Raw genomic sequence first — 20,559 nt, 5'->3', positions numbered from 1 at the left:
GCCTCGTACCCCTCGCGCGCCTCGTACCCCTCGCGCGCCTCGTACCCCTCGCGCGCCTCGTACCCCTCGCACGGCTCGCACGGCTCGCGCGCCCCACGCGGCTCAGCCCCGTCCGTCCGTTCGGTTGTTCGCTCAACGGACACTCAAATCCGGATAACGATCGCGTTACCTGCCTGGGGTAATCTGCCCGGCAAAGTGCTGTTTGCCCGGTTCTTTCTGTGCAATGTGCCACAACGCAGCGGATTGATCTCTGGAGCAACCGTGATAAATCTTCACGACCACCAGGGGCGCCACCCATGCTCCTGGGGGCGCTTTTGCCGGCGGACCGCCGGTGGCACTCCATCCATATCCGGGGGGATCAGGAACTGATCCGCAGCCGTATCGCCGGGGGGCGCAACGGATCGCGGATCGGCATGGAGAGAAGGGCGCAGCAGCTATGACCTCGGTGCAGGTCGACGACTCCAAAGACGGACCGGGCGGACCGGGCGGACCCGGCGGCTCGGTCGGTACGAAAGCCCCGGCGGCCACCGTCGAGGACCAGGGCTACCACCGGGCACTCGGTGCCCGTCAGATTCAGATGATCGCCATCGGCGGTGCCATCGGAACGGGTCTCTTCCTCGGCGCGGGCAAGGGCATCTCCAAGGCCGGACCCAGCCTCATCCTCGCCTACGCCATCGCGGGCGTGGTCATCTTCTTCATCATGCGGGCGCTGGGCGAACTGCTGATGTACCGGCCGGTCTCGGGCTCGTTCTCCGAGTACGCGCGGGAGTTCGTCGGCCCCTTCGCGGGCTTCGCCACCGGCTGGACGTACTGGCTGTTCTGGGTCGTCACCGGAATGACCGAGGTCACCGCGGCGGCCGAGTACATGACGTACTGGTTCGACCTTCCGCAGTGGATCTCGGCCCTGGGCTTCACCATCGTCCTCTACCTCGCCAATCTGATCTCCGTGAAGATCTTCGGCGAGCTGGAGTTCTGGTTCTCCATGGTCAAGGTGACCGCCATCGTCGGCATGATCCTGATCTGCGCGGGCATCATCACGCTCGGCTTCACCGACGCCGGGGACACCGCCTCCTTCTCCCTCCTCTGGAGCGACGGCGGCTTCTTCCCCAAGGGCCTCGGCGGCACCCTGATGACCCTCCAGATCGTGATGTTCGCCTTCCTCGCGGTCGAGCTGGTCGGCGTCACCGCCGGTGAGTCCAAGGACCCGGAGAAGACCCTCCCCAAGGCCATCAACACCGTGCCGTGGCGGATCGCCGTCTTCTACGTCGGCGCCCTGATCATGATCCTTTCGGTCGTCTCCTGGACCAACTTCCGGCCGGGCGTCTCACCGTTCGTCGCCGCCTTCGACCAGATGGGCCTGCAGATCGGCGCGGGCATCGTCAACTTCGTCGTGCTCACCGCGGCGCTGTCGTCCTGCAACTCCGGCATGTACTCCACCGGTCGGATGCTGCGCGACCTCGCGCTCAACAGCCAGGGCCCCAAGCTCTTCACCCGGCTGACCAAGCACGGCACCCCGCTGATCGGCACCACCTTCTCCGCGGGCCTGATGCTGATCGGCGTGTGGATCAACTACCAGTGGCCCGGCGACGCCTTCAACAAGATCGTCTCCTTCGCCACCATCTCCGGTATGTGGGCGTGGATCATGATCCTGGTCAGCCATATCCGCTACCGGGCCAAGGCCGCGCGCGGCGAGGTCGCCGAATCCTCCTTCAAGGCGCCCGGCGCGCCCTGGACGAGCTGGTTCGCGCTGGCGTTCATCGGCATGGTCATCGTGCTGATGGGCATCGACAAGGACGCCCGGATCTCCCTGTACGTGGCCCCGCTGTGGGCGCTGGTGCTCGGCGTCTCCTATCTGGTCCTCCGCTCGAAGAACCCGGAGGGCGCGGCCTTCGCCAAGCGCTGACGGCCGCGGGGGCTCCGGCCCCTGAACGTGCCGGACGGCGGGAGGGCGGCTGCCTGCCCCACCCACCCGCCGTCCGGCATCCGAGAAGGTCCGGTCCGAACCGTGAAACGGTTCGGACCGGACCTTCCGCCATTCGGACGGTCCGCGCTTATCCTGATCCGCATGCTGACCCTCACCCAGGATCTGTACGACCGGATCGTCGCGCACGCCCGAGCCGACCACCCCGACGAGGCGTGCGGCATGGTCGCGGGCCCCGAGGGCAGCGGTCGGCCGGAACGTTTCATCCCCATGCTGAACGCGGCCCGTTCGCCCACGTTCTACGAATTCGACTCCGGCGATCTGCTCAAGCTCTACCGCGAACTCGACGCCAACGGCGAGGAGCCGGTGATCGTCTACCACTCGCACACCGCGACCGAGGCATACCCGTCGCGTACCGACATCACCTACGCCAACGAGCCCGGCGCGCACTACGTCCTGGTCTCCACCGCCGACACCGACGAAGCGGGCCCCTTCCAGTTCCGCTCGTTCCGGATCGTCGAAGGAGAGGTCACCGAGGAGGAAGTCCGGGTCGTCCAGGCATACTGACCCGCAGCGCCCGTGCGGCGCTCCAACTCCATACGGGGCGGTGGGACCCAGGAAGCCGGTGCGAATCCGGCGCGGTCCCGCCACTGTGAACAGCCGCTGACACGTGCACGCACCCCGCGTGCCGTCCCGCGGCCGTCAGTCAGGAACTGACCCATCGCCCTTCTCCCATGACCCAGGGGACGCGGATCCCCGGAGGAGGACCCACGCATGTCCATGCGCATATCCGGACGCCGTACCGCACGCCGTCGTACCGCCCTCGCGGTCACGGCCGCCGCCCTGCTCCCGCTCGCCCTCACCGCCTGCGGCTCCGGCGGCTCCGGCGGTTCGGGCTCCGGCAAGGACGGCGGGAAGGCCGAGGCCCGGCCCGGCTTCCCGTACACCGTCGACAACTGCGGAGTGAAGACCACCTACCAGGCGCCCCCGAAGCGGGCCGTCACCATGAACCAGCACGTCACCGAGATCATGCTGGAACTGGGCCTGGAGAAGTCCCTGGTCGGGACCGCCTACCTCGACGACAAGGTGCTCCCGCGCTACCAGAAGGCCTATGACGCGATCCCGGTCGTCGCCAAGGAGTACCCCTCCAAGGAGAAGCTCCTCGCCGCGAACCCCGACTTCGTCTACGGCGGCTACGCCAGCGCCTTCGAGGCCAAGGACGGCCGCACCCGCGACGAGCTGAAGAAGTCGGGCATCGACACCCGGCTCAACCTGGAGTACTGCACCGAGAAGCGGACCACCCTCGACGACGTGTACCGCGAGATCGACGAGGTCGGCCGTACCTTCGGCGTCGCAGACCGGGCGCAGAAGTGGATCGCGGACTCGCGGGCGTCCGTCGCGAAGACCGCGGCCGAGCTGAAGAAGACGCAGACCGCGCCGGTCCCCGTCTTCGTCTACGACAGCGGCGACAAGACCGCGTTCACCGTCGGCGGCAAGGGCATCGGCAACGAGCTGATCAGCCGCGCGGGCGGCCGGAACGTCTTCGCCGACATCCCCAAGAGCTTCGGTGACGCGACCTGGGAGCAGGTCGTGGCCCGTAAGCCCGAGGTGATCGTGATCTACGACTACGGGGCGACGAGCCTGGAGCAGAAGAAGCGGAAGCTGCTTGCGGACCCGGCGCTGAAGGACGTACCGGCGATCCGGAACAAGAGGTTCGCCGTCCTCCCGCTCTCGGACGCGGTCCTCGGTGTCCGCGCGCCCGACGCGATCGCCAAGCTGGCCCCGCAGATCGCCCGATGAAGCGCCTCCTCGCGCCGGCGGGGGCCGGGCAGGAGGCGGGCGCCGCGGTGCCCGCCGCCTCCCGGCTCCGGTTCGGGGCCGTGACGGCCGGGCTGCTCGTCGCCCTGGCCGCCGCGGTCCTCGCGGCGCTCGCGCTCGGTTCCGTACGCATCCCGCCCCGCGAGGTCGTCGCGGCCCTGCTGCCGGGCGCCGAGCCGAGCCCCTTCCGCACGATCGTCCTGGACGTCCGGCTGCCCCGGGTCCTGCTAGGGGTGGTCGTCGGCGCCGGTCTCGGTGTCGTCGGCACGGTCCTGCAGGCCCTGGTGCGGAACCGGCTCGCGGACCCCTTCCTCCTCGGGATCTCCTCCGGGGCGTCCACCGGCGCGGTCCTCGTCCTGGTCCTCGGCATCGGCACGACCACCGCCGTCGCCCTGCCCGCGGGCGCCTTCGCGGGCTCCCTCGCCGCATTTCTGCTGGTGTACGGGCTGGCGCGGCACGGCGGCGGGATGACGGGCACCCGGCTGGTGCTCGCCGGGGTCACCATCAGCTACGTCTTCACCGCCCTGACCACACTGGTCCTCGTCGCCTCCTCCCGGCCGGAGCACTTCCGCGAGGCGCTGTACTGGTCGCTCGGCGGCCTCGGCAGCGCCCGCTGGGACTCGGTCTGGCTGCCGACCGTCGTCGTCGGCCTCACCCTGCCGCTGCTGCTCGCCCTCGCCCGGCCGCTGGACCTGCTGCTGGTGGGGGAGGAGGGGGCGACCGTACTCGGACTGGACGTGGCCCGCTTCCGGGCCGCCGCCTTCGTCCTGGTCTCGCTGGTGACGGCGGTGCTGGTGGCGGCGAGCGGCGCGGTCGGCTTCATCGGGCTGATGGTCCCGCACGCCGCCCGCATGCTGGTCGGCGCGGCACACCGGGCGCTGCTGCCGGTGGCCGCGCTCGGCGGGGCGGTCGCGCTGGTGGTGGCCGATCTCGCGGCCCGTACCGTCGCCGCCCCGCAGGATGTGCCCGTCGGGGTGCTCACCGCGCTCATCGGCGGACCGCTGTTCCTCTGGCTGATGCGCCGCCGCTCGGTCGACGGCACGGAAGGAGCCCCCGCGTGACGACGACCGCCGCCGAACTGACCGTACGGGGACTCTCGTACGCCACCGCCACGGGCCGGCTCCTGCTCGACGGCGCCGACCTGGACATCCGCCCCGGCGAGACGGCGGGGCTGGTCGGCCCGAACGGCAGCGGCAAGACCACCCTGCTCCGCTGTGTGTACGGAACCCTGCGACCCACCGCGGGAAGCGTCCGCCTCGACGGCGCGGACCTGCTCGCCCTCGGGCCCAAGGAACGGGCGCGGCGGGTCGCGACCGTACCGCAGGACAGCCGTCCGGAGTTCGAGCTGACCGTCCGCGAGATCGTGCTCATGGGGCGGGCACCGCACAAACGCTTCTGGGAAGCCGATACCGCGGCGGACGGCCGGGCGGCCGACGAGGCTCTGGACCGCCTGGGCATCGGGGACCTCGCCCACCGGCCGTTCCCGTCGCTCTCCGGCGGCGAGCGGCAGCGGGCGCTGGTGGCCCGCGCCCTGCTCCAGGACCCCGCGCTGCTCGTGCTCGACGAGCCCACGAACCATCTCGACATCCGATACCAGTGGGAGATTCTGGCCCTGGTCCGGAGCCTGGGCGCGACCGGCCTGCTGGCGCTGCACGATCTCAATCTGGCGGCGTACTACTGCGACCGGATCCACGTCCTCCAGGCCGGCCGGATCGTCGCCTCCGGTCCGCCGGGGGAGGTGTTCACGCCTTCCCTGCTCTCCGAGGTGTACGGGGTGAACGCCGAGGTCGCCGTCCACCCCAGGACCGGGGCGCCCACGATCACCTACCTCCCGCCGGACTTCCAGGAGGCCATGACCACCAGGTGAGCGGATTCGTTCCGCGATGCGAGATCACATTCCGGTCCCGGGGACGGGAATCGGTACGATGACCGCATGGTTCTCCACGACATGAGTGACAAGACGCAGAGCGGCGCCGTGCTGCTCGTGGCGCGGCTCCATGTCGACCTGTGCCGTCTCGCCAGCGCGTTGTGTACCCGAGCGGGCCGGAGCCCGCGCCTCTGAGCGTGTCCTGAGCACCGCCGTACCACCGCACCGCTGCACCGCCGCCGGCCAGCCCGGCGCACCCGATCCGCACCGCCCGAGCCGCTTCGGCGCGGGACCGAGCCGCGTCCCCGCCGCCACGCCAGCCGACTGGAGTCCACCCCATGGCCATCGAGGTCCGCATTCCGACCATCCTGCGTACGTACACCGACGGCGAGAAGGCCGTCGAGGGCAACGGGGACACCCTTGCCGAGCTCTTCGCCGACCTCGACACGCGGCACGCGGGCATTCAGGCCCGCATCGTGGACAAGGAGAACGGCGACCAGCTCCGCCGCTTCGTCAACGTCTACCTGAACGACGAGGACGTCCGGTTCATCGACGGCATCGCGACCAAGCTCGCCGACGGCGACAGCGTCACCATCCTCCCGGCGGTCGCCGGCGGAATGCGCTGACCGGCGATGCGTTACGACTCCCCACTCGCCGCCGTCGGCAATACGCCGCTGGTCCGGCTGGCCCGGCTGTCCCCCTCCGACGAGGTCCGCATCTGGGCCAAGCTGGAGGACCGCAACCCCACCGGTTCCATCAAGGACCGCCCCGCGCTCCATATGATCGAACAGGCGGAGAAGGACGGCCGGCTCACCCCCGGATGCACCATCCTGGAACCGACCTCCGGGAACACCGGCATCTCCCTGGCGATGGCGGCCCGCCTCAAGGGCTACCGCATCGTCTGCGTCATGCCGGAGAACACCAGCGACGAACGCCGTGAACTGCTGGCGATGTGGGGAGCCGAGATCATCTCCTCCCCGGCGGCCGGGGGCTCCAACACCGCCGTCCGGATCGCGAAGGAGATCGCCGAGCAGCACCCCGACTGGGTGATGCTCTACCAGTACGGCAACCCGGCGAACGCGGGCGCCCACTACGCCACGACGGGCCCGGAGATCCTCACCGACCTCCCGTCCATCACCCATTTCGTGGCCGGCCTCGGCACCACCGGCACCCTGATGGGAGTCGGCCGCTACCTCCGCGAGAACGTCCCGGACGTTTCCATCGTCGCGGCCGAACCCCGCTACGACGACCTGGTCTACGGCCTGCGCAACCTGGACGAGGGCTTCGTCCCCGAGCTGTACGACGCATCCGTCCTGACCACCCGCTTCTCGGTCGGCTCGGCGGACGCGGTCCGCCGCACCCGCGAACTCCTCCAGCAGGAGGGCATCTTCGCGGGCATCTCGACGGGCGCCGCGCTGCATGCGGCGATCGGGGTGGCGAAGAAGGCGGTGAAGGCGGGCGAGAGCGCGGACATCGTGTTCGTGGTCGCGGACGGCGGCTGGAAGTACCTGTCGACGGGCGTCTACACGGCGGAGACGACGGAGGCGGCGATCGAAACCCTGCAGGGCCAGCTCTGGGCGTGACTGTGTAGTTGCGTAATCGGCGGGAGCCCTACCGGCCCGGCGCCTCGTCGCGCCGGGCCCAATTCCGAGGTCGGTGAGGCCGACCGTGAACCGTCGAGGCTTCTTGGGTTTCGGCAGGGCCCCCGCCCGTGCAGGGCTCGGCCCGATGCTGTCGGCCGCCAGGCGTAGAACAGGCCGACATTCGGCCTCGATGTTGCAACACTACTCAGGCCGCTACGGCACGGCCGATCAGAGTTCCGATGTGACCCTGTGTCGGGGCTTCCAAGACGCGCACTTCCACTTCCCGGAACCCTGCCTTGGTCAGAAGGCTTTCCCATTTCCGGAGAGTGAAACTGTAGCGGTATGTGTACATTGCCCTGCCGGCAAAACCGCCCTTGTACATCCCCTGCGGGCCGTATGCGCCTGGAATGGCCGGGGGGTGGGAGAAGACAAGTACGCCGTCGGGATTCAAGCGGGATGCGATCAAAGGAAGAAGCTTGGCCGGGTCGGTGAACCAGACGGCACCGAACATCGAATACACAGCGTCGTACGTCTCTGCCGTCTCGGCCAGGTACGAGAGCACCTCCGCACACACGAACCGGACCCCCAGCGGGCCCCATCGTTCCGTCGTGTTCGCCACCATCACGGGCGACATATCCACGCCGGTTGCCTTGATTCCCTGCTGGGCGAGGTACGCCAGGGCCCGACCTGTGCCACATCCGACTTCGAGTACGGACTCCGGCGCTCCGAGAAGTTCGGGGCCCGGCCCGTGCCCGACGTACTGCGTCCAGCGAAAGACGGGATCCGACTCGTACACATCCTTCCGAGTGCTTTCGGCATAGGTGTCCCAGAGTTCGCGTTCGGCGTCGATGTCGTGTCGTGCGGGCAACGGGAAGCGTCCTTCGCGTGTCGGAGGTGCGGCAGTGCTGCGCCCCCACCCTCCGGGGCGGGGAAGGCAGGGGCAGGAACTGTAGCGCCGGTCAGTGGCTGTCGGGGACCTTGTCGTTGCAAGGCGAGCAGTCGGAAGCGTCGATCTCCCACAGCTCGTCATCGACGGCGAACCCGCTCGCGCGCATGAGTTCGGCCGTGCGCGCCACAACGCCGTCACGGCGTCGTTCGATGAGAGGGGCGTGGTGCTTGTACCGGCCCCCGTTGTGGGCGTCACACAAGGCGAAGTAGAGAGGAGTGTCGAGGATCAGTTGGTGTACACCGATGTCCACGGTGTACCCGACACCCATGTCGGTGCCGGGGTTCTCCATCGCGGTGATGACATAGGCGACGCCCTGCCCGAGGATGCGCTCGGCCAAGCTCCGCACGGCCACGCTGTCGCGAAGAAGAAGACGAACCTCCCGCTCCCAGAGATCGGTGACGCCCACGTCCGTCACGAGGTGGGGTACGCGTTCTTGCAGCGCGTTCAGGATGGTGCGCGGATCACGGGTCCGCGGCCGGACTGCTGTGCTCATCGTGCATGACCTCCTGCTGTGTCGAGCGGTGCACTGAACTGATGCGGCCCCGGGTTGCATGGTGGTTCCGGCCGATGGGCAACCTGTCGGCCCGCTGGAGAACAATGTTCCCCTCAAAGGGGCAGGTATGGCAGAAATATGCGCGCTGTGGACTAAAGATCATTGCCGAAATGTTCCTGCCCAATGGGTCAACAACTCCCTGGCGTCGCTGCCGAAGGCCGCGTACGCCTCATAGCTGCTGAACCGCTCCAGGAGTGACCGAATATCCTTGGAGCCTCTGAATACGGCCGCGCCCAAGTCCGTCTCAATGGTTGCCAAGCGCTCGTCGTACACCGTGAATGTACTCAGTGGAGTGCTGCTGAACTTCACGTCTCTTGGTAGCACCCCGACCCGGATGTTCTCTTGCCGGGAAATGGAGATCAACAGGTCGATCTGCATCGCCATGGCGCCGGGAGATGCAAGTGGGTATCTGACGGCCTGCTCGGTCAGGATGAACGCGAATTTCTTGGATCGGTCGAGCAGTACCGCCTGTCGTTCGAGTTTCATGCGTACGGCCTTTGCCTGCTGTGCAGGCGGTGTGTCGGAGATGCTTTCTCTGATATATTCCGGGGTTGCCAGCAGGCCTGTGGTCATGGATAGAAGGAAGTACCGGAAGTCTGTGGTGGATGCCTCAATCCCTGCCAGTTCCAGTTGCTTCTTGTCCAGACCCTTGCGGTGCAGGGCTCTGCGGTCCTGCCATTCCGTCTGAGTGATGCGGGCCAGAGCCAGTACTTCGGCCGCGACAGGCGGCGACGTCCCCAACCCCTTCAGGATCTGCTCGACATCCACGAGAGACGGGCGGACCCGGTTGCCCTCGATGCGGCTGACCTTGGATTGCGACATATTGCAACGCGCGGCAAGCCGGGCCCCTGAGAGCCCGGCTTGTTTGCGAAGATGCTTGAGCATGGCGGCCAGTTCCAGCCCGGACTGGTCAATTCGGTCAGGCTGGATGGCCACCGTTCACGTACTCCTCGAAGGGCACCGATTCCGCGATCGCGGTGCGCTGGTACTCGATGAATCTGGAAACGTCGCCCTCGAAAACCTCGCGGTTGATCTGCGTCCCGTTCGCCTCATAGTTCATGAGGACCACTTCCGCCTGGTCGAACATCCAGAAGTCCTGGACCCCTTCAAGAGGGTTCAGCCGGCTGGTCACGTCGAGGATGCGGATGTTGTCACCCGCCAGGGCGTGTGCCGTGTAGTACCGACTGAACTCGAACCGCAGGTAGTCGGAGAGTGGTTGCGTCACGATGTGCACGCGGCCGTTCCGCTTGCCCTCAGCTTTCTGGCGGCGGACCCGTTCAGTGTATGCGGAGTCAGTGTAGGGAGTCGGTGGCCTCCCTTCGCGGAAGGCCGAGAATTCCTTGTCCTCCTGCGGTACGAGATACTGCGGGAGAGTTTCGAGCCGCCATGCTTCGCGTTTGATCTCCGCGAATCTGCGACTCCAGTTCTCACCATCCAAGAGCACGCACGGCCTCCCTCAAGGTCTCTTCCGGGATCTCCACGAGCCCCTCCCCTTCCGGGGCGTTGAACGCGTGGGATACGTCGCCCTGAATCAAGAACGACCCGGTCGCCGTGCGGTAGACGTTCGGGCAGTCCTCCCCTCCGCACGTGCCGTTCCCGTTGCCGGTAAGCCGGGTCAGTTCCTCACGAGCCATGATCGAACCCCCTTGCCTCCGGGGCCGGCCGGCCCCTGATGACCACGACCGTACGGGGACACCGTTCGGGCGTCCACGCAGGGACGCGACTATGCGCGTTGTGGCATAAACCCGTGCGACCAGGGGCGAGTGCAGCCGAGCCGCGGCCGGACACGCAGGTTTGAAAGACGGTCCGTCTTTCTCGCTGGGCCCGTGTTGGAGCCGTCCTACTGGATGCTCCACCAGTGCGGCTGGTGTGCACGGCCTCGTACGGGCGAGTCCCTGCGCCCCGCTCACAGGAGCCGTGCTGTTCCTTACCCTGGCGGAGTCGCATAGACGGTGGGGCGAGGCCATGCACGGCGTTCACAGAGGCGGTATGCCTTGCCGCGAATGCGTGTTGATCGCACTCATAGCTTTGCCCCATGGGAAGGCTTTCGGATCACCGTGCTTGGGCCGGTGCGACCGATAGCCGTAAGCGCCATCCAGATAGATCACACCCTGGCTTCTGAGATCGGTGACGCTCCGAGCAACTGCGGGCTGTCGTGCCTGAGCCTGGTTGAAGTAGGGCATGGCCACCACGGGCAGGCCCATGTTCACGCCCTCGGAGACCAGCCCGAGAGCAAGCGTGTCAGCGATGCCCGCGCCCCATTTGTTCAGGCTGGTGCAGCTCAGTGGGGCCACCAGCATGGCATCGGCTTTGGGCAGCGAGTCCCCTTCGCCCGGGCGCTTGTACTGGCTGCGTACGGCATGGCCGGTCAACGCTGAGAGTTCGGTGAGTCGCTCTTGCCACCAATGAGCCGCGGACGGGGTCAGGACGAGGCACACGTCCCAGCCGCTGGATTGCGCTGCTCGGACTCCGTCGTCGATGTACTGAGTGGGACCGGCGGCACAGGCGATCAGATAGAGCACACGCGTTGTCATTGCGCGCAGTTCACAACACAGAGCGACGGTCCGCAAGCAGGCGGAGGGACAGCACGTCACCGGGATCGTCACCGGACTGTCGGCACGACGCGGTCTCCGTGCGGGGTGAATGCACGGGCAACGCTCACAGAAGCCGCGCTGTGCCTCTTACCCTGACGGAGTCGTGCTGTTGCTGCTCGGGAGAGAGGCAAGGCCGTGTCACCTCGTGCCGTCCCGGACCCGTACGCCGACCCGCTCGCCTTCGGGCAGCGCCTCCAGATCCTCCGTACCCGCAAGGGACTGACCCGCGACCAACTCGGCGGACTGATGGGCCGGAACGGCTCATGGGTGAAGGCGTTGGAGACGGGGCGGCTGAAGACGCCGAAGCTGGACGCCGTCCTCCGGCTCGCGGAGATCCTGCGATTGCGGGATCTTTCGGAGCTGACCGGGGACCAGTCCGTCAGCGTGCAACTCTTCGCCGGACCGGGACACCCTCGGCTCGGTGCCGTACGGGCGGCGGTCGACGCACTGACGTTGGGTGCCGACCGGGAGGCGCCCCCGACCGCCCATCTGACGGCCCGGCTCGCGCGAGCCTGGGCGGCACGGCACTCCTCTCCCGAACACCGCGAAGTGGTGGGTGCTCTTCTGCCGGAACTGATCCGTGACGCGCAGTCGGCGGCGCGCCAGGTCGGCACGGCCACTCAAAGGCGGTCCGCTCAAGCCGTGCTGTCCGAGGTGTACTCACTCGCCCAGTTCTTTCTCGCCTACCAATCGGACGCAGCTCTGCTGTGGCGGGTGGCCGAACGCGGCATGGTCACCGCGCAGGAATCCGAGGACCCGCACACCATCGGAGTGGCTGCCTGGCTGAGCGCGCAGGCCCACCGTGACGAAGGCCCGGCCCACTTCGACGCCGCTGACGCCGTCACCAATGCCGCCCTCGACTACTTGGAGCCGCTGCTTCCCGATGCCGGGGACGATGTCCTCGCCATCGCCGGCGCCCTCACTTTTGAAGCGGGGTACACCGCTGCCTGCCGCAGTGACGCCGGTACGGCCTGGCGGTACTGGGACCGGGCCGACGCCATGGCCCGTCGCCTGCCGGAGGCGTACTTCCATCCGGTCACCAGCTTCTCTCGCGCGATCATGGGCGCCCATGCGGTCACCGTCGCCGTCGAACTGCGTCAGGCGGGTGAGGCGGTCCGGCAGGCGGCAGCCTCCGATGCCGTGCCCATCCCTTCCCGGCCCCGCCGGGCCCGCCACCGGATCGAAGAGGCGCGCGGCTATCAGCTCGACGGTCAGCCCGATGCCGCGCTGGCGATCCTGTCCCGCGCGCACGAGGCCGCGCCCGAGACCATCAAGTACAACGGCTATGCCAAGACGATCGTGATGGAGGAGACCGAGAGCCGGAGCCCCTCCCGCCGCCGGAGGGCCTCGGAACTGGCAGTCAAGCTGGGACTGCCGCGGAGTGTCCGGTTCGGGTAGGCACATCAACGGAGTTGGAGCCCGTGGGGGCGGCGTACGGATACCGTTTCCTGTGTCGATGCAGAACTGGAGACGCGAATGTCGCCAAGCAAGCCGATCCACACCGGCGCCCGCATTGCCCATACCCGGAAAATCCGCCATCTGACGCAGCGAGAGCTGGCCAGCCGCGCGAACGTCTCGTACAGCACCGTTACCAAGGTCGAGCAGGGGATTCTTCCCGTCAGCCCATCAGTTCTGGGCGCACTGGCACGTGCCCTGTCCGTGTCCGTCACCGACCTTTCCGGACAGCCGTACATCGACGAACTGCGGCGCGACCAGCTCGACGCCTTGATAAACCCGATCCGCGAGGCACTGGATGCCTACGACCTGCGGCAGGACTCCGGTGTGCCACCCCGGCCGGAGAGCGAACTTTCGGCGCATGCAGAAGCCCTGTGCGCGATGGTGCGGGCCGGGAACATCAAGAAGGCCGCAGCCGAACTACCCGGGCTGATCTACGAGGCGACGGCCGTCGCCCACACGGGGTCCGACAGCCGGAGCTGGGCACGGCTCGCCAGCACCTACCGCGCCGCCTACGACGTCACGACCAAACTCGGCTATCACGACCTGTGCACCGTTGCGCTCGACCGGATGGAATGGGCCTCCGAGCGGGCGTCCGACCCCGTCTTGGGCGGCATGCGGCAGTACTTCCGGGCCCTGGCCTACCTGCGGGCCAGCAACTACGAGCGCGGTCGGCGGCTCATCGACCTGGGAATGCTGCGGCTCGACCAGGCGGACTCCGGGCGCGAGCTGGATGTCGTACGCGGCCAGCTGCACCTGGGCGCGGCCGTGCTGGCAGGGCGGAAGAAGGACCGGGAGTCAGCCGAGGGGCACCTCCAAGAGGCCGAACGGATCGCGCTGCGGACCGGGCCTGCCGAGAAGGATCACTGGTTGTCGTTCGGGCCCACCAACGTAGGCGTCCATCGCGTGAGCGTGCTCGCCGAGCTGGACCTCTACCCGGAAGCCGTACGGTCGGCCGAGGAAATCGCCATCCCGGACCGGTGGCCGCCGTCCAGGCTCGCCCATCACCACGCGGAGGTAGCACGCGCCCAGATGTGGACCGGGCACACCAAAGCGGCGTTCAAGAACCTCCAGTCGGCACGCGAGATCGCCCCCCAACAGACTCGGTACCACTCCACGGTCCGTGAGACCTATCGGGGACTGGAGTCGTCGAAGCGTTCCATGCCGCAGGCATTCAGCGCTTTCGGTACCTGGCTGGGTATGTGACTCGGCGCGAGGTTACGGCCGGAGCTATCAGTCATTCCTGATAGTTCCGGCCCTTTCATGTCGGCATCCTGACGGACACACAGGACCCCCGCGACCGTCGTAGCGGTCCGGGGGCGTGGCCATCAACCAGGAGTTGACGACATGGCTCACCCTACCCACCGGCGCTCCGCGCCGCCCGGCGAGCTGCCCCCTGCCGACGTTGCCGAGGGCTCCTCCCTCCGTGGGTTCCCCGATCAACAGTCGGCGCGCAAGTGGGGTGTGGTTGCCACCGACCACGGCTCACCACCGCCCGGGATCCGGTCCGCGCTGACGTGGCCACCGTGTCGCTGCGGCGCTTCAGTCTGCCCCGACCGCGACTCGCCGTCGGAGGCCCGGCCATGACCGGCGGCCCCGATTCCGTACCCGGTCCGCCTCCCGAATACTGCGTCTACTGCGACAGGCCCGTCGAACCGACCTCGGAGAACCTCGTGATGCTCGGGTTCTCCGCGTCCGGGGCCCGGCCCTCCCTCTACGCGCACCCCGAGTGCCCCGCCCCGCGCAAGATCCCCCAGCGCACCGGGCACTGAAAGCTCCCGTACGCGCCGCAGCCCCAAATGCCCCGCGTACGGGAAACGGTCCCGGCCCCGTAAACGACCCCCGGCGCGGGGCCGGGACCCCCCACCCCCACGTACACAAAACGCCCCGAAGGACCGCACCACCGGTCCGTTCGGGGCTCAACCAACCAACTCACACAAGGAGTTGATCCGCCGTATGCGGAACCCTATCGTCGCCCTGCTCGCCCGGTTACGGACTTTCCTCAGCCCGCGCCGCAGGCGTCAGCCCCTGGTGATCGTCCTCGTACGACCGAATCCCGCCGTCGACCCGTGGACGCAGCCCTGGACCAGCCCCTCCCAGACCGAAGCGCAGGAGATCCTCCGGCAGCGGGCCACCGCCACCGCCACGGGGACCATCGCGCCGCCCGAGGCCTGGCGGCTGATCGTCGCGCGGAACGGGCTTCGCTTCCCGCGGCCGGTCGCGGTGCGGGCCGTGCGGCCCGGGCCCGCTTGGACGTGGATCCGGTGACCCGGGAGGGGCTCCTGCGCCCGCTGCTCAAGCCGCCCGACGCCGAATGTCGGGTCTGCGGGCGCAGCACCACCGCACCTGTCGAAGTCCACCCCGGGCGCATCACCTGCCCCGAGCACATCCTCGACGCCCTCACCGCTTCCGGAGACCCCGCATGATCCTCAGCATCGACTTCAGGTGCAGCCCCACCGATGTCACCCACTGCGAAGCCTGCTGGTGCGAGCCGGTAACGGTCTCCCGGATCACCGCCACCGGCCGGGACCTCCTCTGCGCGGCCTGCGCCCTCGCTGACTGCCCACCCCGCGTCGTCCTCTTCCCGCCTCTCGGGATCTACCGGCTCACTCACCGGAAGCTGGAGATGGGCAAGCACGCCAAGCCCAAACCTCAGCTCCCCCCGGACCCGGGCCCGCACCCGCCGAAGCCGACCCCGAAGTCACCGCCCGGCACCCCGCCCGTGTGACGCACCGGGCGCGCCGTCAGAGTTCGTCGTCCTGTGCCGGCTCCGCCCACCGAATGTCACAGAGGCCGGGCCCGACGGCGTCAGCCGCCCAGGTGGCGGACCCGCCCCCACAGCTCCGGCGGCAGTGTCCCCGCCTTCCGGCGGAACGCCGAGACGCGGACGTCGCGGAGTTCGTCCGTTTCCAGGTAGCTCGGGCGGTCGCGGGCGTCGCCCACCGTGCCCGGGGGGAGGGGGATCACCCCCGGGCGGGTGTCGTTGCGGCGGCTGGTGATCTTGGCGACGCGGGCGGTCGTGGACGAGACCGAGAGGACCAGACAGGGGCGGTCCTTCGAACCCGGGCCGTCCTCGTAGGGGACCTCCGCCCACCAAATATCGCCGGGGCGCAGGCGGCGGGCCCGCAGGACCGGCGGGCGGGACGGGGGGCGGCGGGAGACCGGGCGGCGGCGGCCCGTTCCCGTGCGGCCGCTCCGGCCCCGGGCATCCACCACCGCCACCAGCAGCGCGAGCAGGACCACGGCCCCGGCCAGATACGGCCACCACGACGAGTTCACGCCTCGACCGTACCGAGCAGCGCCCGGCCCCGCACGGCCACCGCCCCCGTCGCGCCCCACCGCGCGCCCCCGCGCCGTCCGAATCGGTGACAGGCCAGGTGAGTTCCCCCACAACGGCCTGCCCTGGAGGAGCGGGCACCCCTTTTGCGCTTTACGCTCGACGGACCGCACGACCAAGACCATCCCCCGCGCCCCGCGGGGCCGCGTGCCGCCCCTTCAGTACAGACAGCACAGACACCCCTGTCATCCTCCCCGTCAACGGAGGTTCCAGCTCTATGAAGCTCACCGTCGTCGGCTGCTCGGGGTCGTTTCCGTCCGTGGATTCGGCCTGTTCGAGCTACCTCGTCGAGGCCGACGGCTTCCGGCTGCTCCTCGACATGGGCAACGGTGCCCTCGGCGAGTTGCAGCGCCACATCGGTCTCTACGACCTCGACGCGATCTTCCTCAGCCATCTCCATGCCGACCACTGCATCGACATGTGCGGATACTTCGTCGCCCGCTACTACCGCCACGACGGCGGCCGCTGCCCGGCGATCCCGGTCTACGGCCCCGAGGGCACGGAGGCCCGGCTGACCACGGCGTACGCGGACACGCCTTCCCCCTCCGCGATGAGTGAGGTCTTCGACTTCCACACCCTGAAGTCCGGCAGCTTCGACATCGGGCCCTTCTCGGTCCGTGCCGAACGCGTCGCGCATCCCGTCGAGGCGTACGGCATCCGGCTGGAGCACGGCGGCCGGACCCTGGCGTACTCCGGTGACACCGGGGTGTGCGAGCCCCTGTACGAGCTGGCCGCGGACGCCGACCTCTTCCTGTGCGAGGCGTCGTTCACGTACGGCAAGGAGACCGTCCCGGACCTCCATCTCAACGGCCGCGAGGCCGGGGAGCTGGCGCGGCGCGCCGACGTCGGCCGGCTGCTGCTCACCCATATCCCGCCGTGGACCGACGCCGAGCGGAACCTCACGGACGCCCGCGCCGCCTTCCCCGGCGGGCGCGTCGAGCTGGCCGCCGCGGGCCTCTCGTACACCGTCTGACCCGCAGGAACGCAGGAACGCAGGAAGTACGTATACGGGAACGGCCCCGGGCACTCGCCCGGGGCCGTTCCGTTGTACGGGAGGGGGAGCGTCGCTCCCGCGTCCTACTTGGACTCCGCCTTCTCCAGCTCCGCCAGTTCCGCATCGGACTCGCGGCCCGGCGTCGGCAGATTGAACTTGGTGATCGCGAAGCGGAAGACCACGTAGTAGACCACCGCGAAGCAGAGGCCCACCAGCGCCAGCCCCCAGGGGTTGCTCGCGATGCCCAGGTTCAGCAGGAAGTCGATCGCACCGGCCGAGAACCCGAAGCCGTCGCGCATCCCGAGCGCCCAGGTGAGGGCCATGGAGACACCGGTCAGCACCGCGTGGACCGCGTACAGCACCGGCGCGATGAACATGAACGTGAACTCGATGGGCTCGGTGACACCGGTGACGAAGGACGTCAGGGCCAGCGAGAACATCATGCCGCCGACCACCTTGCGGCGCTCGGGGCGGGCGCAGTGGACGATCGCGAGACAGGCCGCGGGCAGCGCGAACATCATGATCGGGAAGAAGCCGGTCATGAACTGCCCGGCTTCCGGGTCGCCCGCCAGGAAGCGTGCGATGTCGCCGCTCTTGCCCTCGTACTCACCGGCCTGGAGCCACGGGAAGGAGTTCAGCAGGTGGTGCATGCCGACGGGGATCAGCGCCCGGTTGGCGACACCGAAGATGCCCGCGCCCGCCGCGCCGGAGCCGACCAGCCACTCGCCGAAGTTGTGCAGACCGGCGCCGAGGACCGGCCAGATCAGACCGATGACGATCGCGATGATCAGACCCGCGAAGGCGGAGAGGATCGGCACCAGGCGGCGGCCGCCGAAGAAGCCGGCCCAGTCCGGCAGCTTGGTCCGGTAGAAGCGCTGGTAGAGCAGGGCGACCACAAGGCCCATCACCACACCGCCGAGGACCTTCGCGTCCACCGGCGCGTCCGTCATGACGACCTTGCCGTCGACGACCTTGGCGACCTCGGGCAGGTTCTTGTCGGTGAACTGCGCCAGGACGTTCTTGAAGACCAGATAGCCCGTGACGGCGGCGAGCGCGGTGGAGCCGTCCGACTTCTTGGCGAAACCGATCGCGATACCGACGGCGAAGAGCAGCGGCATATTGTCGAGGAGGGCGTTGCCGCCCGCCGACATATAACCGGCGATCTTCTGTATCAGCTCCGGGAACGATTCGCGGCCCAACATGTCGGGCTGGCCGAAGCGGACCAGCAGCGCGGCGGCGGGCAGCACCGCGACCGGCAGCATCAGGCTGCGGCCGATGCGCTGCATTACAGCCATCGCGCCCGCGCCCTTCTTCTTCTGAGCCGCGGGGGCGGCACTCGCCGTGGACATGATCTTCCTCCAGTGGGCAAGGCGGCGCCCGTGCGGCAGGGCAGGGGGGACGGCGACGCCTCAAGGGGAACGGGTACGACAACGACCCAGCTCAGGGAGTGGGACCGGCCGGGCGAGGGCACTGCTGGTCTACACCACTGAGTGGTTTAGACCTGTTGTAGCACGGGTGTACGGGTCGGGGATAGATAAGAAACCTTCAAATTCTGTGGCGTGGAGCATAGGTAACAATTCGGACAACGGGCGCACTTGGTTCCGGATGGGGCCCGGACACGGAAAAGCCCCGGCCCCCGCCGTCCGCGGGGATCCGGGGCCCGTGGCCGGTGGCGCGAAACCGCCGCGCACCGACCGCTGTTCGCCCTTCGCTACTTGATGTTGTCCTTCTCCTGCTGCTCGCCCACGTCCTCCGGCTCACGCCCCGGCGTCGGCAGATTGAAGACCGTGATCGCAAAGCGGAAGATCACGTAGTAGACCACCGCGAAACAGAGTCCGATCGGAATGATCAGCCACGGTTTGGTCGCCAGACTCCAGTTGATCACGTAGTCGATCAGGCCCGCCGAGAAGCTGAATCCGTCATGGACGCCGAAGGCCCAGGTCACGGCCATCGAGACACCCGTGAGCACCGCATGGATGGCGTACAGCACCGGGGCCACGAAGAGGAACGAGTACTCGATGGGTTCGGTGATGCCGGTGACCAGGGACGTCAGCGCCACCGAGAGCATCAGCCCGCCGACCTCCTTGCGGCGGTGCGGGAAGGCCGTATGCGTGATCGCCAGCGCCGCGGCCGGCAGCGCGAACATCATGATCGGGAAGAAGCCGCTGGTGAACTGGCCCGCGTTCGGGTCGCCCGCCAGGAACATCGTGATGTCGCCGTGCACCACCGTGCCGTCGGGTTTGGTGTAGCTCCCCAGCTGGAACCAGATCGGCACATTCAGGAACTGGTGCAGTCCGATCACCAGCAGCGCCCGGTTCGCGAGGCCGAAGATGCCCGAACCCCAGGCGCCGAGCCCGACCAGCCAGTCGCTGAAGTTCTCCAGCCCCGTACCGATCGGCGGCCAGATCCACAGACAGAGCGCGGCGAACGCGATCGCCACGAACGCCATGATGATCGGCACCAGCCGGCGCCCGTTGAAGAAGCCCAGCCAGTCCACCAGCTTGGTGCGGTGGAACCGCTGCCAGAAGTACGCCGCCAGCAGCCCCATCACGATGCCGCCGAAGACCCCCGGATTCTGGTACTGGAAGAGGGTGAACGTCCCGTCCACATGCTTGCAGCCCGCCGCCACCGCCGAGGACCCGGGCGTGCAGTCGATCGGGAACTGGCGCAGCACCCCCCGGTAGACCAGGAAGCCCGCGACCGCGGCGAGCGCGGTCGAACCGTCCGACTTCTTCGCCATACCGATGGCCACGCCCACACAGAACAGCAGCGGCAGTCCCAGCTCGGGGTCGAGCAGCGCCCCGCCCGCCCCCGCCATCACCTTGGCGACGTCGTTCCAGCCCAGCCCCTCGGCGCCGAAGACGTCCGGCTGCCCCAGCCGGTTGATGATCCCCGCGGCGGGCAGGACGGCGATGGGCAACTGGAGGCTGCGCCCCATTTTCTGGAGCCCCTGGAAGAATCCGCTCCACGGGGACCGTCCTCGGGTCGCTACGCTCTCGGACGCCATCGCCTCTCCTCCCGGGCTGAACTGGGCCTGGTTTGGCAGCTTGCGCAGACTGGTGTAGACCAGTTGCGTGTACGGTCGCGGGCCGTGATCGTCATCATTGGGTACGGGCCGGTTACTCGCCCGTGAAGTTGGGCCAACCGTGCGTTACCGTGACAAAGCGGCCGATCGCGGGCCGAGGCAGCGCCGAGCGCCCCGCCGAGGGTGCCGGGGAACACCAGGGAGAACTTATGGCCACCAAGGCTGAGAAGATCGTCGCCGCGCTCGGCGGAGTCGAGAACATCGAAGAGGTCGAGGGCTGCATCACCCGGCTGCGGACCGAGGTCATCGACCCCGGCAAGGTGGACGAGGCCGGCCTCAAGGCCGCCGGTGCCCACGGCGTCGTCAAGATGGGCACCGCGATCCAGGTCGTCATCGGCACCGACGCCGACCCGATCGCCGCGGAGATCGAAGACATGATGTGACCTTCGCGGTCACCCGTGGA

The 20,559-nt window shown here is 68.4% G+C and carries 25 protein-coding genes and 1 riboswitch; of the genes, 16 read left to right on the top strand and 9 right to left on the bottom strand.

Annotation, left to right across the window (positions count from 1 at the left end; translation table 11 throughout):
* The first annotated feature begins 436 nt into the window (after window positions 1-436).
* The 8 genes from B7R87_RS10365 to B7R87_RS10335 all read left to right on the top strand — a co-directional run bounded on the left by B7R87_RS10365 (window position 437) and on the right by B7R87_RS10335 (window position 7,189).
* Window positions 437-1,903, top strand: a complete 1,467-nt coding sequence (locus B7R87_RS10365) for an amino acid permease (RefSeq protein ID WP_006349092.1) — start codon at window positions 437-439, stop codon at window positions 1,901-1,903.
* A gap of 162 nt (window positions 1,904-2,065) precedes the next feature.
* Window positions 2,066-2,488 carry a Mov34/MPN/PAD-1 family protein gene (locus tag B7R87_RS10360; protein ID WP_006349093.1) on the top strand — a complete coding sequence of 141 codons (423 nt, stop codon included), beginning with the start codon at window positions 2,066-2,068 and terminating at the stop codon, window positions 2,486-2,488.
* A 25-nt stretch (window positions 2,489-2,513) separates the two neighbouring features.
* Window positions 2,514-2,657: riboswitch (cobalamin riboswitch) on the top strand.
* Window positions 2,658-2,695: 38 nt separating this feature from the next.
* Window positions 2,696-3,721 (top strand): ABC transporter substrate-binding protein, encoded by a 1,026-nt coding sequence (locus tag B7R87_RS10355; RefSeq protein WP_006349094.1) that lies wholly within the window; start codon window positions 2,696-2,698, stop codon window positions 3,719-3,721.
* Window positions 3,718-4,800, top strand: a complete 1,083-nt coding sequence (locus tag B7R87_RS10350; protein ID WP_130584633.1) for a FecCD family ABC transporter permease — start codon at window positions 3,718-3,720, stop codon at window positions 4,798-4,800. The genes B7R87_RS10355 and B7R87_RS10350 overlap by 4 nt, the downstream gene beginning before the upstream one ends.
* Entirely contained in the window at window positions 4,797-5,606 is an 810-nt protein-coding gene (locus B7R87_RS10345; protein ID WP_006349096.1) for an ABC transporter ATP-binding protein, read from the top strand. The genes B7R87_RS10350 and B7R87_RS10345 overlap by 4 nt, the downstream gene beginning before the upstream one ends.
* A gap of 66 nt (window positions 5,607-5,672) precedes the next feature.
* Window positions 5,673-5,801, top strand: coding sequence for a putative leader peptide (locus B7R87_RS34065; RefSeq protein WP_006349097.1), 129 nt, complete (start codon window positions 5,673-5,675; stop codon window positions 5,799-5,801).
* Window positions 5,802-5,944: 143 nt separating this feature from the next.
* Window positions 5,945-6,232 carry a MoaD/ThiS family protein gene (locus B7R87_RS10340; protein ID WP_006349098.1) on the top strand — a complete coding sequence of 96 codons (288 nt, stop codon included), beginning with the start codon at window positions 5,945-5,947 and terminating at the stop codon, window positions 6,230-6,232.
* Window positions 6,233-6,238: 6 nt separating this feature from the next.
* A complete protein-coding gene (locus B7R87_RS10335) occupies window positions 6,239-7,189 on the top strand; it encodes a PLP-dependent cysteine synthase family protein (protein ID WP_006349099.1) in 951 nt (316 codons plus the stop codon).
* 205 nt (window positions 7,190-7,394) lie between these two features.
* On the opposite strand, the gene B7R87_RS10330 is transcribed toward B7R87_RS10335, so the two are convergent.
* The 6 genes from B7R87_RS10330 to B7R87_RS10305 all read right to left on the bottom strand — a co-directional run bounded on the left by B7R87_RS10330 (window position 7,395) and on the right by B7R87_RS10305 (window position 11,225).
* A complete protein-coding gene (locus tag B7R87_RS10330) occupies window positions 7,395-8,057 on the bottom strand; it encodes a class I SAM-dependent methyltransferase (protein WP_040916200.1) in 663 nt (220 codons plus the stop codon).
* Between the two features lie 91 nt (window positions 8,058-8,148).
* Window positions 8,149-8,631, bottom strand: coding sequence for a hypothetical protein (locus B7R87_RS10325; protein WP_040916202.1), 483 nt, complete (start codon window positions 8,629-8,631; stop codon window positions 8,149-8,151).
* Between the two features lie 159 nt (window positions 8,632-8,790).
* Window positions 8,791-9,627: a Scr1 family TA system antitoxin-like transcriptional regulator gene (locus B7R87_RS10320; RefSeq protein WP_006349102.1), complete on the bottom strand. Its 837-nt coding sequence runs from the start codon at window positions 9,625-9,627 to the stop codon at window positions 8,791-8,793.
* Window positions 9,611-10,135: a DUF6879 family protein gene (locus B7R87_RS10315; protein ID WP_040916204.1), complete on the bottom strand. Its 525-nt coding sequence runs from the start codon at window positions 10,133-10,135 to the stop codon at window positions 9,611-9,613. The genes B7R87_RS10320 and B7R87_RS10315 overlap by 17 nt, the downstream gene beginning before the upstream one ends.
* Complete coding sequence (locus B7R87_RS10310; RefSeq protein WP_006349104.1) at window positions 10,119-10,325, bottom strand: hypothetical protein; 207 nt, start codon at window positions 10,323-10,325, stop codon at window positions 10,119-10,121. Before B7R87_RS10310 ends, B7R87_RS10315 begins: the two co-directional genes overlap by 17 nt.
* A gap of 342 nt (window positions 10,326-10,667) precedes the next feature.
* Window positions 10,668-11,225 carry a flavoprotein gene (locus B7R87_RS10305; RefSeq protein WP_078902346.1) on the bottom strand — a complete coding sequence of 186 codons (558 nt, stop codon included), beginning with the start codon at window positions 11,223-11,225 and terminating at the stop codon, window positions 10,668-10,670.
* Window positions 11,226-11,420: 195 nt separating this feature from the next.
* Here B7R87_RS10305 and B7R87_RS10300 point away from each other — a divergent pair, with 195 nt between their 5' ends.
* The 6 genes from B7R87_RS10300 to B7R87_RS10275 all read left to right on the top strand — a co-directional run bounded on the left by B7R87_RS10300 (window position 11,421) and on the right by B7R87_RS10275 (window position 15,468).
* Window positions 11,421-12,683: a helix-turn-helix domain-containing protein gene (locus B7R87_RS10300; RefSeq protein ID WP_006349106.1), complete on the top strand. Its 1,263-nt coding sequence runs from the start codon at window positions 11,421-11,423 to the stop codon at window positions 12,681-12,683.
* A 78-nt stretch (window positions 12,684-12,761) separates the two neighbouring features.
* Window positions 12,762-13,946, top strand: coding sequence for a helix-turn-helix domain-containing protein (locus B7R87_RS10295; protein WP_006349107.1), 1,185 nt, complete (start codon window positions 12,762-12,764; stop codon window positions 13,944-13,946).
* Between the two features lie 377 nt (window positions 13,947-14,323).
* The gene (locus B7R87_RS10290) at window positions 14,324-14,512 is read left to right on the top strand and encodes a hypothetical protein (RefSeq protein WP_006349108.1); all 189 of its coding nucleotides are present in this window, start codon (window positions 14,324-14,326) and stop codon (window positions 14,510-14,512) included.
* A gap of 184 nt (window positions 14,513-14,696) precedes the next feature.
* Window positions 14,697-15,008 (top strand): hypothetical protein, encoded by a 312-nt coding sequence (locus tag B7R87_RS10285; RefSeq protein ID WP_006349109.1) that lies wholly within the window; start codon window positions 14,697-14,699, stop codon window positions 15,006-15,008.
* Window positions 15,005-15,166 (top strand): hypothetical protein, encoded by a 162-nt coding sequence (locus tag B7R87_RS10280; protein ID WP_157997773.1) that lies wholly within the window; start codon window positions 15,005-15,007, stop codon window positions 15,164-15,166. The genes B7R87_RS10285 and B7R87_RS10280 overlap by 4 nt, the downstream gene beginning before the upstream one ends.
* Complete coding sequence (locus B7R87_RS10275) at window positions 15,163-15,468, top strand: hypothetical protein (protein WP_006349110.1); 306 nt, start codon at window positions 15,163-15,165, stop codon at window positions 15,466-15,468. The genes B7R87_RS10280 and B7R87_RS10275 overlap by 4 nt, the downstream gene beginning before the upstream one ends.
* An 80-nt stretch (window positions 15,469-15,548) precedes the next feature.
* Here B7R87_RS10275 and B7R87_RS10270 read toward each other — a convergent pair whose 3' ends face one another.
* Entirely contained in the window at window positions 15,549-16,019 is a 471-nt protein-coding gene (locus B7R87_RS10270; RefSeq protein WP_130584632.1) for a type II toxin-antitoxin system PemK/MazF family toxin, read from the bottom strand.
* Window positions 16,020-16,294: 275 nt separating this feature from the next.
* On the opposite strand from B7R87_RS10270, the gene B7R87_RS10265 reads away from it, so the two are divergent.
* Window positions 16,295-17,050 (top strand): MBL fold metallo-hydrolase, encoded by a 756-nt coding sequence (locus tag B7R87_RS10265; RefSeq protein ID WP_006349112.1) that lies wholly within the window; start codon window positions 16,295-16,297, stop codon window positions 17,048-17,050.
* Window positions 17,051-17,154: 104 nt separating this feature from the next.
* Here the strand turns inward: B7R87_RS10265 and B7R87_RS10260 are convergent, their stop codons facing one another.
* A complete protein-coding gene (locus B7R87_RS10260) occupies window positions 17,155-18,420 on the bottom strand; it encodes a PTS transporter subunit EIIC (protein WP_006349113.1) in 1,266 nt (421 codons plus the stop codon).
* A gap of 362 nt (window positions 18,421-18,782) precedes the next feature.
* On the bottom strand, window positions 18,783-20,078 hold the full coding sequence (locus B7R87_RS10255; RefSeq protein WP_040916209.1) for a PTS transporter subunit EIIC: 1,296 nt from the start codon (window positions 20,076-20,078) through the stop codon (window positions 18,783-18,785).
* Between the two features lie 122 nt (window positions 20,079-20,200).
* On the opposite strand from B7R87_RS10255, the gene B7R87_RS10250 reads away from it, so the two are divergent.
* Complete coding sequence (locus tag B7R87_RS10250) at window positions 20,201-20,539, top strand: PTS glucose/sucrose transporter subunit IIB (protein ID WP_332903343.1); 339 nt, start codon at window positions 20,201-20,203, stop codon at window positions 20,537-20,539.
* Window positions 20,540-20,559: the final 20 nt, after the last annotated feature.

The sequence above is a fragment of the Streptomyces tsukubensis genome, assembly GCF_003932715.1.
Lineage (GTDB): Bacteria > Actinomycetota > Actinomycetes > Streptomycetales > Streptomycetaceae > Streptomyces > Streptomyces tsukubensis.
Note: the sequence above shows the minus strand (reverse complement) of the source record. Positions and strands in the feature narration are given on the sequence as shown.